Source organism: Bacillus cereus group sp. BfR-BA-01310 (genome assembly GCF_022664325.1).
GTDB lineage: Bacteria > Bacillota > Bacilli > Bacillales > Bacillaceae_G > Bacillus_A > Bacillus_A paramycoides.
Genome location: NZ_JAKUHD010000019.1, coordinates 1 through 12,468 on the forward strand (window position 1 = coordinate 1; position 12,468 = coordinate 12,468).

Consider the following 12,468-nt stretch of genomic DNA (forward strand, 5'->3'; position numbering starts at 1 on the left):
ATGTTAACATCTTCGTTTTTCGATGTCAACTAAGTTTTTCAATTTCTTTTTTGTCGTTTTCTGCGTTTCCGCATCAGCGACGTTTATTAATTTATCATATACTTATCCTTAACGTCAACACTTTTTAATAAAAAATTCTTTTTCTTACATAACGAATACATTCTTCTGTATTAGCAACTCTCCGAAATAAACAAAAAATGATTTTATATCTTTCTTCCATCGCCTTTTTTACAACGCTATGTATATGCTCATCTTCAAAATCAAATAAAAGTTCCTCTAGCTCTCTCTTCAATATGTATTCCATTTCTTTTTTCTCTTCTTTCGTCAACATAAGCCCAAGCAAATCATCACCCCAATAGTTCCTTACGTAATAATAAAAATTCCGCTCGTTTTCACTTATCAATAACACATCACTGAAAAACCAAAATACTATCATTCATTATATCCATCACTTACGATATTAATCCCTTGTTCTCTTTTTTTAATTTAAAGCATATATGTAACTGAAAAGGATTGGACAAAGGGGCGTAATATTATGTTTTTCTTTTTTATTACGAGTAAAAGAACATTTAAACACATTAGCTTAATAGTCGTACTTTCCTTATTTACAGCATGGCTACTCTTTTTAAAAACATATTCACATGAATCTGCTTTTTCAACTGCTACTGGCCCTAAAGTAATTTACAAAGGGGACACCGCTAAAAAACAAGTTGCATTCACGTTCGACATTAGTTGGGGAGACAAAAAAGCTATTCCAATCCTTGATACACTCAAAGAAAGAGAAATTAAGAATGCAACCTTCTTTCTCTCTGCTGCATGGGCTGAAAGACACCCTGATATTGTCGAACGCATCATGAAAGATGGACATGAGATTGGTAGTATGGGCTATAATTACACGTCCTACACTTCACTAGAAGCAAATGAAATACGAAGAGATCTTTTGCGGGCACAAGATGTTTTTACGAAGCTTGGTGTAAAACAAGTCAAGCTATTGCGTCCACCTAGTGGAGACTTTAACAAAACAACCCTTAAAATAGCAGAATCACTCGGATACACTATCGTCCATTGGAGTAACGATTCAAATGACTGGAAAAATCCCGGCGTAAATAACATCGTTTCCACCGTCTCTAGCAATTTGAAGGGCGGAGATATCGTCTTATTACACGCTTCCGATTCTGCCCTTCAAACAAATAAAGCTTTACCACTACTCTTACAAAAATTAAAGAGTGACGGTTATGAACAAACATCTGTATCACAACTTATATCAAACACTAGTACGAAAAGCGAAGATATAAAGTAGTTCACTTCCAAACAGTTCTTCACGCATAAAAAGCTCTACTATCTTACGTTAAGATAGTAGAGCTTTTTTATTCAGCCAATTAAAACTCTTCGTCCGCTCTTTGAATTAAACGGATTTACTCGTCTGTCCTATTAAACGATGTAATACAAGCAACTGATATGCATTACATAATAGAAGTGGTATAACCATTAAATATAACCAATCTGTATCATTAATCCGAAGCGCTGGTACCCACTCAAGAATTGTTACAACAACCATAAAAAACAGAGCGGGCACAAAAGCTTTTTTGTTCGTTTCTTTACTCTTTACGTAAGCAACAATCGCTCCAAATACAAATAACATGCCAGCAACAAGTATGTTATTCCCCAATGAAACTTCCCCATTTGCAATAAGTACTGACCTTAAATAAACAAAATCAAACAATACGAACGCAATAAAGAAAAGCTGTACTGCATTCCATAAAGAAGATGACCGGAACATCCCTAGTCCAAAACGATGGATTGTTAAATACGCAAAGAATCCCATTTGACTTATAACACTAAAAATAAATCCTATGCCCATCAACCAAAAAGAAATCGCTAAAATTTCTTTACCGTCTAAATTTTGAAAAAATTTAGCGTACTTGTCCCACTCCAAAACAAACCCAATAAAGACTGTGCTAATCCCACCAAGAAACAACGTCGTTAAAAATAGTCGTACCCACTTGCGGCTATTCACAACACATCCCCCATTATTCTTATATTTCTAATTAAATTGTATCAATGACAATTTCAAAAAGCTAGCCATGTTCATGTATAAATTCCTTAAAGATATTTATATTAAAAAAAGAGAACTGTGCTGAAAGGAGCTCCAACTTATGAAACGGATGCTGCTCGTTTCGATTTCTTCTCTTTTACTTTTCGCACTAGTAGCATGTGCACAAGGAAAAGACACGAAATCTGAACTAGATTACGATCAAACAAAGAAAATGATTGTTGATATTTTAAAAACCGATCAAGGAAAAAAAGCAATCCAAGATGTATTAAAGGATGAAAAAATGAAACAAGCACTCATACTAGATGAAACGGTAGTAAAGAAAACGATTGAAGATGCGATGGTATCCGACAAAGGACAACAATTCTGGGAAAAACTCTTTAAAGACCCTGAGTTCTCATCGAAATTTGCTAAAAGTATGGGAAAAGAACAAACAAACTTGATGAAAACTTTACTTAAAGATCCTGAATACCAATCAGGTGTTATAGAGATTATGAAGAATCCTGAAGTAGAAAAAATCATGTTACAAACAATGAAGAGTAAAGAATATCGTCAATATTTACAACAAGTACTAACCGAAACCGCCGAAAGTCCACTCTTCCAAGCTAAAATGATCGATATCATTAGTAAAGGTGTGCAAAAAGCCGAAAAAGGCGGATCTGCTAAAAAAGGCGGTGAAGGTGGTTCTCAAAGTGGGAGTAAAGAGCAAAAGTAAAAATAATAATTATAATAATGAGTGGACAATGTATGTATTGCCCACTCATTATTACTTTACTTTTGTGTAACGGCCGTTTTATCAATAACTGTCTCAGCTATCGCACGATAAATGAGACCCGTTGTATGTGTATCTTCATATACTGACGGCGCAAAGTCTTCTTTATTCCAATCAGGTTGCTGAAGTGGAATTCGGCCAAGTACATCCGTTTGGAGTTCCGTAGCTAGTTTGTCTCCTCCGCCTCTTCCAAACACATACTCTTTCTCACCAGTTGCTTTACTTTCAAAGTATGCCATATTTTCAACGACACCAAGAATGCTATGTTCTGTACGTAAAGCCATCGCTCCAGCGCGCGCTGCTACAAACGCTGCTGTTGGATGCGGCGTTGTTACAATAATCTCTTTACAAGACGGCAACATCGAATGCACATCTAACGCAACGTCACCCGTGCCTGGCGGTAGGTCTAATACTAAGTAATCTAAATCACCCCATTCTACTTCTGTGAAGAAGTGATTTAACATTTTTCCAAGCATAGGTCCTCTCCAAATAACAGGCGCATTATCTTCTACAAAGAATCCCATTGAGATTACTTTCACACCTAGACGCTCCACTGGAATTATCTTATCGCCTCTTACGATTGGACGTTTTTCTATACCCATCATATCCGGTACACTAAAACCGTAAATATCTGCATCAATGATACCGACTTTTTTCCCTAAACGAGCTAAAGCAATTGCAAGGTTAACGGAAACAGTCGATTTTCCTACCCCGCCTTTTCCACTTGCCACTGCTAAAAATGTTGTTTTTGAGTTTGGTGATAATAAAGATTCACTTTTCTCTTCTTCTTGCGGTGGTGCAAACTGAGCTAATTCCTCTTCTGTAAATTCTGCGAAACGAAGTCCAACTGTTGCTGCTCCAAGTTCTTTTACTAACTTTACAATTCCAGACTGCAACTGCATTTGTTCCGCTGTACCTGTTTTTACAATTGCAATTTTAACACTTACATGTTCCTTCTCAGGCTTGACTGTTACCTCTTTAATTGCATTTGTTTCTTTTAACGTTTTATGTAAAAACGGATCTACAATCCCTTCCAACGCTTCCACTACTTGCTCTTTTGTTACCATAATTAGCCCAGCCCCCTGTATGAAAAATAACGTAATGTTAATTGAATTTATCTCTCTTTATTTTTGAAATAAATGCGTTTACATTTCCAGTATAACATATTTTCGGAAAACTTCGTTAACGAGAGAAACTCGAAAAAATCCTCCTTATTCTGGAGGATTTCCCTTTTCCGTAAAATAACGTAATATACCACGATATATTGCAGCTGCTACTTTTTGCTGATATTTCTCCGAATTTAACATATATCTTTCATTCACATTCGATAAAAAGCCAGCCTCAATTAAAGCACCCGGTGTTTTAGCATACTTCAATAAGTACACGTGAGGAATTGTTTTAGCGGAACGATTCGTATTTTCTAAGCTTGTTCTCAATTCAGCTTGTATAAATTTCGCAGCCCGTTCATTTTCAATTAAAGAACGGTAATAGAACGTTTGTGCGCCTTTGGATCCACCACTAGTTAGAGCATTTAAATGGATACTTGCAAAAAAGTCTACATCAGGCTTATTAATGATCTCTACACGCCTTTTTAAATCCTCTGCTTTACGTCTACTATATGACTTTGTATCTTTGTTAGCTAAATCATAATCTCCCTCACGTGTTAAAATAACTAAAGCACCTTGTTCTTGTAAATAATCTTGTACCTTTTTTGTAATCTCAAGTGTAATATCTTTTTCTACAATATCCTTTCCACCAACAGCCCCTCCGTCTGGTCCACCATGTCCAGCATCCAATACAATTACTTTCCCTGATAAGGGTAAATTCCAAGCTCGCCACGATTTTGTAATTTGAAATTCTTGTTTGACTAAAAAAAACAAAACAACCGCAGCGAGCGCAAAAGAGATAATTCGAATTCTCTTCATACCTTTCCTCCTCCAGCTAGTCCCTCTAATTACTTATATGGGACAAGAGGAAAGTTTATGCTTGTCTTAGTGTAGCTTTAATCGATATCTTCTTTCACCTTTTTCATATCCTTCCTGCCACCACAAGCCGATAAACTGCTGGCAAGATTCATAAAGTAATTCCTCATCATTTAATTTAATTTCTCGTATAGTCATACTTGTTAAAAATTGAAATAGTGTTTCAGTTAATTGTTGTTCTTCCTCTAATGCTCTATATTTCACATCAAAGAATGATTCACCATAATAACCAAATTTACTGTATCTCGCTCCTAACAAATAAGATTCTATCCCTAATTCAATACAATAATCTTCATACTGACGATGAAGCTCTTGCATATGAAAAGCATCACGAATATTTGAACGTAATGTTTTTAATGATAATTCTCGCAGCATCTTCCGCTCGTATTTTAACTGCTTTTCTTTTTGTTTTTCTTGTAAGTTGACAATGACATTCATAGTACTTATAAACCTCCCTAATACGTATTAGTCTAAACCTCTAAAGAAGAAGCATACGTAGGACGATAGCACTAAAATATTCCAAACTACAAAAAATACAGAAGAGGAATTAAACATAAAAAACCCCAACCAAAATGGTTGGGGTTTGAAGTTCGCAAAAATTAACGTTTTGAGAACTGAGGTGCACGACGTGCGCCTTTAAGACCGTATTTTTTACGCTCTTTCATACGTGCGTCACGAGTTAATAGACCTGCACGTTTTAGTGTTAGACGGTATTCTGGATCAGCTTTTAATAAAGCGCGAGAAATACCGTGACGAATAGCACCAGCTTGACCAGTGTATCCACCACCATTTACGTTTACAAGTACATCGTAGTTACCTAAAGTTTCTGTTGCAACTAGAGGTTGTTTCACTACTTCACGTAATGCAGCAAATGGGATATAGTTTTCAAAATCACGACCGTTAATGATAACGCGTCCTTCGCCTGGAACTAGGCGTACGCGCGCTACTGAACTCTTACGACGTCCAGTGCCATAGTATTGAACCTGTGCCAAAGTAAGCCCTCCTTTAATTAATTATCCGCGAAGTTCGTAAACTTCTGGTTTTTGTGCTTGGTGTGGATGCTCTGCTCCAGCATACACGTTTAGTTTCTTAGAAACTTGACGTCCTAAACGTCCTTTTGGAAGCATGCCTTTAATTGCAAGCTCTAACATTTGTACAGGGTAGTTTGTACGCATTTCTAGAGCTGTTCTTTGCTTAAGTCCACCTGGGTGGTTAGTGTGACGGTAGTAAATTTTATCGTTTAATTTATTACCTGTTAAATGAATTTTCTCAGCGTTAATAATAATTACATGATCACCCGTGTCAACGTGTGGTGTAAATGTAGGTTTGTTTTTACCACGTAAAATGGATGCTACTTCACTAGCTAGGCGACCTAAAGTTTGACCTTCAGCGTCAACCACATACCATTTACGCTCAACTTCGTTAGCTTTTGCCATAAAAGTCGTACGCATGTGTTTCCCTCCTCGTTATCTTTTCCATAGAAAAAATCTATTGTTTATCTTAAACACGATTTCCTTCCGGGGCTAATCGTGGTTTTAGAAACAATACCATATGTTATGATATACTTTTGAGTTTCTAATGTCAAGCAAATGTTACACCAGGATTAGTTGTTATAGTTTACCTGCCATAAGTAAAGTCCATGACCTGGAGCCATCTTTCCAGCGAACTGGCGATTTTGTTTCGCTAAAATCTCTGGAATGCTACCAGGATCAAGCTTTTCTTGCCCTACGCTAAGTAACGTACCAACAATAATTCTGACCATATTATATAAAAATCCATTACCTACAAAACGAAAAATTAATTCATCGTCTTGCTCAATTAACTCGATTTCATAAATTGTTCGCACTTTATCTACTTTGTCAGTTTTTGCCGAACAAAAAGAAGTAAAATCATGAGTCCCGATAAAATAAGGAATTGCTTTTCTTATCGATTCTATTTCAAGTGGATATGGATATTGATATACGTAATTTCTACGGAATACATCCGCAGTCTTTGATAATAATACACGATAGCGATATTCTTTTTTCTCGACACCGTAACGTGCATGAAATTCTTCTGTTTTCTTCTCTACCTGCCTGATAACAATATCATCTGGCAACATTGTATTTAAAGCATTACTCCATTGCCACTCTTCAAGAGACAAAGGTGTATCAAAGTGTATAACTTGTCCTTTCGCGTGAACGGTAGAATCCGTTCTGCCTGATGCCTGAACACGAACAAGCTCTCCTTTATGCAACTTCTGCAATGCCTTCTCTATTTCTTGTTGAACAGTACGATGCTGTGGCTGAATTTGGTAACCACAAAAGTGAATGCCATCATATGCAACTGTACATTTTATTCTTTCCATTTCTCTATTCTCCATTACGATCGCACCCATGCCAAAATACAAGCTAAACAAAGTAAGCTTATAATCGTTACTGTATCGCTTGTTTTCCAGCGTAGTTGCCTAAATTTAGTGCGTCCTTCGCCATTTTGATATCCACGAGCCTCCATCGCAATCGCTAAGTCCTCAGCACGCTTAAAAGCACTAATAAAAAGTGGAACGAGTAATGAGATAATTGCTTTCATCCTATCTTTTATCGGACCTCCGGCAAAATCAATACCACGTGACGCTTGTGCTTTCATAATTTTACTCGTTTCATCCATTAATGTCGGGATAAAACGAAGAGAAATAGACATCATTAATGCGATTTCATGAACAGGAACCTTTATACGCTTCAATGGTTTTAATAACGTCTCCAAACCATCTGTAATCTCAATTGGTGTCGTTGTTAACGTTAATAATGTCGTCATTAAAATAATAACGAAGAATCGTATAGAAATGTATATCCCTTGCTCTAATCCTTTTTCATGTATTGAAAACCAACCAAGCTGGAATAGTACATCCCCTTCCTTATTTGTAAAAATATGCAGGAAAAATGTAAAAAGAAAAATCCATAAAATTGGTTTTAAGCCCGAAAGTACATAACGAATCGGCACTTTTGCAAAAAATAAAGCAATGAGTGCATATAAAAATAAAAATCCATATGAAATCGCATTATTTGCTAAGAAAACAACAAATACATATAAAAAGACAATCAACAGCTTCGTACGAGGATCAAGTTGATGAATGAGTGACTGACCTGGAATGTATCTCCCAATAATCAACTGCTGCATGATTCATGACCACCTTTTCGTAACACCTGTACAACTTCATGAGTAAGATCCTCTAAAGATAAGGTAGCCTTCGAAATTGAAATACCAAACTTCTCTTCAATTGCACGTTTATACTTTAAAGACATCGGAAGATCCACACCAATTTGTTCTAATTCATCAGCATGTGAAAATACTTCCTCCGCTCTTCCTTGCAAAAAGACCGTTCCTTTATGCATAACCACAATTTGATCTGCATACTTAGCGGCATCCTCCATATTATGGGTAACAAGAATGACTGTAAGCCCTTGTTCCTTATGCAAATTATAAAACATCTCCATAAGCTCGTGCTGTCCTTTCGGATCAAGCCCTGCTGTAGGTTCATCTAATACAAGCACTTCGGGTTCCATTGCAAGTACACCTGCTATTGCAACACGTCTCATTTGCCCACCGCTTAACTCAAATGGAGAACGTGCTAATAACTCTGTGTCCAATCCAACAAGCTGGATTGCATCTTTCGCCTTTTGTTTTGCCATTTCTTCAGACACACCGAAATTAGTGGGTCCAAAACAAATATCCTTCTCAACTGTCTCTTCAAATAGTTGATGTTCTGGGAACTGAAAGACCACCCCTACTTTTTTTCGTAGTGGCTTAAGCTTCTTCTCTTTCTTCCCTGCTGAGATTAAATGTTCACCAATTTGAACCGTACCATTTGTCGGCTGCAATAAACCATTTAAATGTTGAATCATCGTCGACTTACCTGAACCAGTATGACCGATAATGGCATAATAGCCCCCACTTGGAAACGACACGTCTACATCATAAAGTGCGCGTCTTTCAAATGGAGTTTTATATTGATAACGATGTTCTACTTTTTGGAATGTAATCTCCAAAGTTCGTTCACCAAGCTTTCCATTGTAAGATGCGTATTTTGCAAGAGAATTTCATTTCTTTTTAATAATTCTGCTATTTTTACTGAAAACGGTACATCTAATCCAATTTCTTGGAGCATATGAGAGGACCTGAAAATTTGTTCTGGAGTTCCTTCCTCTAATATTTCTCCCTTGTTTAAAATAATGACACGGTCTGACTGTGCCGCTTCTTCTAAATCGTGTGTAATTGATAACACAGTAATACCTTTTTGATTAACAAGTTGTCTAACCGTTTCTACTACTTCACGTCTCCCTTGAGGGTCTAGCATTGACGTTGCTTCATCTAATATTAAAATAGATGGCTGAAGTGCTAAAACGCCTGCTATTGCGACTCGTTGCTTTTGCCCACCAGATAACGAATGAGGTTCATCATTAAGAAAATCTTCCATACGGACAAGTTGCAGAGCCTGTTCTAATCTTTCTACCATCTGCTCTCTTGGCATTCCAATATTCTCTAAGCCAAATACAACATCATCTTGTACTGTCGTTCCAACAAATTGATTATCAGGATTTTGAAATACCATCCCAATTTGTTTTCGAACATCCCATACCGTGTCCTCCGATAAAACCATTGTATCATTTACAGTAATTGTCCCTGATTCCGGCAAAAACAAACCATTCAATAATTTTGCAAGTGTAGACTTCCCTGAACCGTTCTGTCCAATAACAGATACCCATTCTCCTTCATATAAGGAAAATGAAACATCTTTTAATGCATAAGAGGCTGCCCCAGGATATTGAAATGATATATTTTCTGTCCGAAGTTTCTCTTTTTTCAATACAAGGCACCCTTTCCTTCGCCAAGTTAGCCTATTTTTTTTATTTAAAAAAAAAGGGCCATGACCAGTTACTTGAAAAGAACTGTCCTGCCCTTTTAATCATCATTATACTAACTCGATAATTACCATTGGTGCTGCGTCTCCGCGACGTGGACCAATTTTTGCAATACGAGTGTATCCGCCTTGGCGCTCAGCATAGCGTGGAGCTACATCAGCGAATAATTTTTGAAGTGCATCTTGACCAGTCTCAGCGTTAGCAACTTCATTACGGATGAAAGCTGCTGCTTGACGACGAGCATGAAGATCTCCGCGTTTACCTAAAGTGATCATTTTTTCCACTACAGAACGAAGTTCTTTTGCACGAGTTTCTGTCGTTTGGATGCGCTCGTTGATAATTAAATCAGTAGCTAAGTCACGTAACATAGCTTTACGTTGCGCACTTGTACGGCCTAATTTTCTGTATGCCATTCGTAGTTCCCTCCTTTGTTGATGGGTTTAAATCCTCAGTCGTCTTTACGTAAACCTAAACCTAATTCCTCAAGTTTATGTTTAACTTCTTCTAAGGATTTACGTCCTAAGTTACGAACTTTCATCATATCTTCTTCTGTTTTGTTCGCAAGCTCTTGTACAGTATTAATTCCTGCACGTTTTAGGCAATTATAAGAACGAACAGAAAGATCTAGTTCTTCGATAGTCATCTCAAGAACTTTCTCTTTTTGATCTTCTTCCTTCTCGACCATAATCTCAGCATTTTGTGCTTCATCAGTTAAACCAACAAAGATATTTAAATGCTCAGTTAAGATTTTGGCACCTAAAGAGATAGCTTCTTTTGGCCCGATGCTTCCATCCGTCCATACATCAAGCGTAAGCTTATCATAATTAGCCACTTGTCCGACACGTGTCTTTTCCACTTGGTAAGTTACACGTGATACTGGAGTATAAATAGAATCAATAGGAATTACTCCTATTGGTTGATCTTCGCTTTTATTTGCATCAGCTGGCGTATACCCACGGCCACGCTTTGCAGTTAAACGCATGCGGAAATGCGCATTTTTTGCTAACGTCGCAATGTGTAAATCTGGATTTAAGATTTCTACATCACTATCGTGAGTAATATCAGCAGCTGTGACAATACCTTCGCCCTGTACATCGATTTCCAACGTCTTCTCTTCTTCAGAGTAGATTTTAAGAGCTAACTTTTTCAAGTTTAAGATGATCGTCGTAACGTCCTCTACTACGCCCTCAACTGTTGAAAATTCGTGTAAAACGCCATCGATTTGGATGGCAGTTACAGCGGCACCAGGGAGTGAGGATAAAAGAATACGACGTAAGGAGTTACCCAAAGTAGTACCATATCCACGCTCAAGCGGTTCAATCACGAATTTGCCATACTTAGCATCTTCGTTAAGTTCAACCGTTTCGATTTTCGGTTTTTCGATTTCAATCATTAACTAAACCCTCCTTCAAAACGTCGAAACCCCGGTTAAACAAAGGACAAACCCCTGTTTAACCGAAAGTCCCCCTTAGGCAGTTCCCGATTGTGCACAACAAGCGATGTTTCTGTACGAAATTTCTCGATAATGCATCATATCCATTATAGACAAAAGGGAAAATTCTATACAGAAAAATTACACACGACGACGTTTTGGTGGACGACATCCATTATGAGGAACTGGAGTAACATCTCTAATTGCTGTTACTTCTAGACCTGCAGCTTGAAGAGCACGAATTGCAGCTTCACGACCAGCACCAGGACCTTTAACAGTAACCTCTAAAGTTTTTAAACCGTGCTCCATTGCAACTTTAGCAGCAGCTTCAGCAGCCATTTGCGCAGCGAATGGAGTAGATTTACGAGATCCACGGAAACCAAGTGCACCAGCACTAGACCAAGAAAGTGCGTTACCGTGAGTATCTGTAAGTGTTACGATTGTGTTGTTGAAAGTAGAACGAATATGAGCTATACCAGCTTCAATATTCTTTTTCACACGTTTTTTACGAGTGTTTGTTTTACGTGCCATTGTTAGTTCAACCTCCTTTACTTATTATTTCTTTTTATTTGCTACTGTACGACGTGGACCTTTACGTGTACGAGCATTGTTTTTAGAGTTTTGACCACGAACTGGTAAGCCACGACGGTGACGAAGACCACGGTAAGAACCGATCTCCATTAGACGTTTAATGTTAAGAGATACTTCACGACGAAGGTCTCCCTCAACTTTAATACGATCGATGATATCACGGATACGTCCTAATTCGTCTTCCGTTAAGTCACGAACTCGTGTTTCTGAAGAAATACCAGCTTCAGTAAGAATTTTTTCAGCAGTTGTGCGACCAATGCCGAATACGTAAGTTAAAGAAATAACAACGCGCTTGTCACGAGGAATATCTACACCTGCGATACGTGCCATTCCGAATGCACCTCCTTCTGATTAACCTTGTTTTTGTTTATGTTTAGGGTTTTCACAAATAACCATTACTTTTCCACGTCTACGAATAACTTTACATTTTTCGCAGATTGGTTTAACTGACGGTCTTACTTTCATGTCTCGAACCTCCTTAAAGATTACGGAGTGCTATATTATTTAAAACGGTACGTAATACGACCACGATTTAAATCGTACGGAGATAATTCTACCGTAACTTTGTCTCCTGGTAAAATACGAATGAAGTTCATACGAATTTTACCAGAAACGTGAGCCAATACGACATGCCCATTCTCTAATTCTACTTTGAACATAGCATTTGGCAACGTTTCAAGAACGGTACCTTCGACTTCAATTACATCATCTTTAGCCATTCAATAGTTCTCCCTTCTTCA

At 37.6% G+C, this 12,468-nt stretch carries 19 protein-coding genes; 2 read left to right on the forward strand and 17 right to left on the reverse strand.

Going from position 1 to position 12,468, the window contains the following annotated elements; genetic code table 11:
• Nucleotides 1-124: 124 nt before the first annotated feature.
• Nucleotides 125-343, reverse strand: coding sequence for a hypothetical protein (locus tag MR109_RS23870; protein ID WP_025149617.1), 219 nt, complete (start codon nt 341-343; stop codon nt 125-127).
• 192 nt (nt 344-535) lie between these two features.
• Here MR109_RS23870 and pdaB point away from each other — a divergent pair, with 192 nt between their 5' ends.
• Complete coding sequence (gene pdaB, locus MR109_RS23875) at nt 536-1,300, forward strand: polysaccharide deacetylase family sporulation protein PdaB (RefSeq protein WP_098473825.1); 765 nt, start codon at nt 536-538, stop codon at nt 1,298-1,300.
• A 105-nt stretch (nt 1,301-1,405) separates the two neighbouring features.
• Here pdaB and kbaA read toward each other — a convergent pair whose 3' ends face one another.
• A complete protein-coding gene (gene kbaA, locus MR109_RS23880) occupies nt 1,406-2,017 on the reverse strand; it encodes a KinB signaling pathway activation protein KbaA (RefSeq protein ID WP_242274109.1) in 612 nt (203 codons plus the stop codon).
• A 139-nt stretch (nt 2,018-2,156) separates the two neighbouring features.
• On the opposite strand from kbaA, the gene gerD reads away from it, so the two are divergent.
• On the forward strand, nt 2,157-2,768 hold the full coding sequence (gene gerD, locus MR109_RS23885; RefSeq protein ID WP_071717881.1) for a spore germination lipoprotein GerD: 612 nt from the start codon (nt 2,157-2,159) through the stop codon (nt 2,766-2,768).
• A 56-nt stretch (nt 2,769-2,824) separates the two neighbouring features.
• On the opposite strand, the gene MR109_RS23890 is transcribed toward gerD, so the two are convergent.
• The 15 genes from MR109_RS23890 to infA form a co-directional block, all read right to left on the reverse strand.
• Nucleotides 2,825-3,892: an Mrp/NBP35 family ATP-binding protein gene (locus tag MR109_RS23890; protein ID WP_002175423.1), complete on the reverse strand. Its 1,068-nt coding sequence runs from the start codon at nt 3,890-3,892 to the stop codon at nt 2,825-2,827.
• A 144-nt stretch (nt 3,893-4,036) separates the two neighbouring features.
• On the reverse strand, nt 4,037-4,750 hold the full coding sequence (gene cwlD, locus MR109_RS23895) for an N-acetylmuramoyl-L-alanine amidase CwlD (RefSeq protein WP_002175424.1): 714 nt from the start codon (nt 4,748-4,750) through the stop codon (nt 4,037-4,039).
• A 66-nt stretch (nt 4,751-4,816) separates the two neighbouring features.
• Complete coding sequence (locus MR109_RS23900; RefSeq protein WP_002175425.1) at nt 4,817-5,245, reverse strand: DUF2521 family protein; 429 nt, start codon at nt 5,243-5,245, stop codon at nt 4,817-4,819.
• Nucleotides 5,246-5,406: 161 nt separating this feature from the next.
• A complete protein-coding gene (gene rpsI / locus MR109_RS23905; RefSeq protein ID WP_000079986.1) occupies nt 5,407-5,799 on the reverse strand; it encodes a 30S ribosomal protein S9 in 393 nt (130 codons plus the stop codon).
• Between the two features lie 21 nt (nt 5,800-5,820).
• Nucleotides 5,821-6,258 (reverse strand): 50S ribosomal protein L13, encoded by a 438-nt coding sequence (rplM, locus tag MR109_RS23910; protein ID WP_001260793.1) that lies wholly within the window; start codon nt 6,256-6,258, stop codon nt 5,821-5,823.
• Nucleotides 6,259-6,410: 152 nt separating this feature from the next.
• The gene (gene truA, locus MR109_RS23915; protein WP_098473826.1) at nt 6,411-7,154 is read right to left on the reverse strand and encodes a tRNA pseudouridine(38-40) synthase TruA; all 744 of its coding nucleotides are present in this window, start codon (nt 7,152-7,154) and stop codon (nt 6,411-6,413) included.
• A 14-nt stretch (nt 7,155-7,168) separates the two neighbouring features.
• Complete coding sequence (locus MR109_RS23920; protein ID WP_002175427.1) at nt 7,169-7,963, reverse strand: energy-coupling factor transporter transmembrane component T family protein; 795 nt, start codon at nt 7,961-7,963, stop codon at nt 7,169-7,171.
• Nucleotides 7,951-8,832 (reverse strand): energy-coupling factor ABC transporter ATP-binding protein, encoded by an 882-nt coding sequence (locus MR109_RS23925; protein ID WP_071717883.1) that lies wholly within the window; start codon nt 8,830-8,832, stop codon nt 7,951-7,953. The genes MR109_RS23920 and MR109_RS23925 overlap by 13 nt, the downstream gene beginning before the upstream one ends.
• On the reverse strand, nt 8,808-9,650 hold the full coding sequence (locus tag MR109_RS23930; protein WP_071717884.1) for an energy-coupling factor ABC transporter ATP-binding protein: 843 nt from the start codon (nt 9,648-9,650) through the stop codon (nt 8,808-8,810). Before MR109_RS23930 ends, MR109_RS23925 begins: the two co-directional genes overlap by 25 nt.
• A gap of 105 nt (nt 9,651-9,755) precedes the next feature.
• Nucleotides 9,756-10,118, reverse strand: a complete 363-nt coding sequence (gene rplQ, locus MR109_RS23935; protein ID WP_000331490.1) for a 50S ribosomal protein L17 — start codon at nt 10,116-10,118, stop codon at nt 9,756-9,758.
• A 35-nt stretch (nt 10,119-10,153) separates the two neighbouring features.
• Nucleotides 10,154-11,098 carry a DNA-directed RNA polymerase subunit alpha gene (locus MR109_RS23940; RefSeq protein WP_000569644.1) on the reverse strand — a complete coding sequence of 315 codons (945 nt, stop codon included), beginning with the start codon at nt 11,096-11,098 and terminating at the stop codon, nt 10,154-10,156.
• Nucleotides 11,099-11,278: 180 nt separating this feature from the next.
• The gene (rpsK, locus tag MR109_RS23945; protein WP_000101797.1) at nt 11,279-11,668 is read right to left on the reverse strand and encodes a 30S ribosomal protein S11; all 390 of its coding nucleotides are present in this window, start codon (nt 11,666-11,668) and stop codon (nt 11,279-11,281) included.
• 24 nt (nt 11,669-11,692) lie between these two features.
• Entirely contained in the window at nt 11,693-12,058 is a 366-nt protein-coding gene (rpsM, locus tag MR109_RS23950) for a 30S ribosomal protein S13 (protein ID WP_000090790.1), read from the reverse strand.
• 21 nt (nt 12,059-12,079) lie between these two features.
• Nucleotides 12,080-12,193 (reverse strand): 50S ribosomal protein L36, encoded by a 114-nt coding sequence (gene rpmJ, locus MR109_RS23955; RefSeq protein ID WP_000868344.1) that lies wholly within the window; start codon nt 12,191-12,193, stop codon nt 12,080-12,082.
• A 35-nt stretch (nt 12,194-12,228) separates the two neighbouring features.
• Nucleotides 12,229-12,447: a translation initiation factor IF-1 gene (gene infA / locus MR109_RS23960; RefSeq protein WP_001029884.1), complete on the reverse strand. Its 219-nt coding sequence runs from the start codon at nt 12,445-12,447 to the stop codon at nt 12,229-12,231.
• Nucleotides 12,448-12,468: the final 21 nt, after the last annotated feature.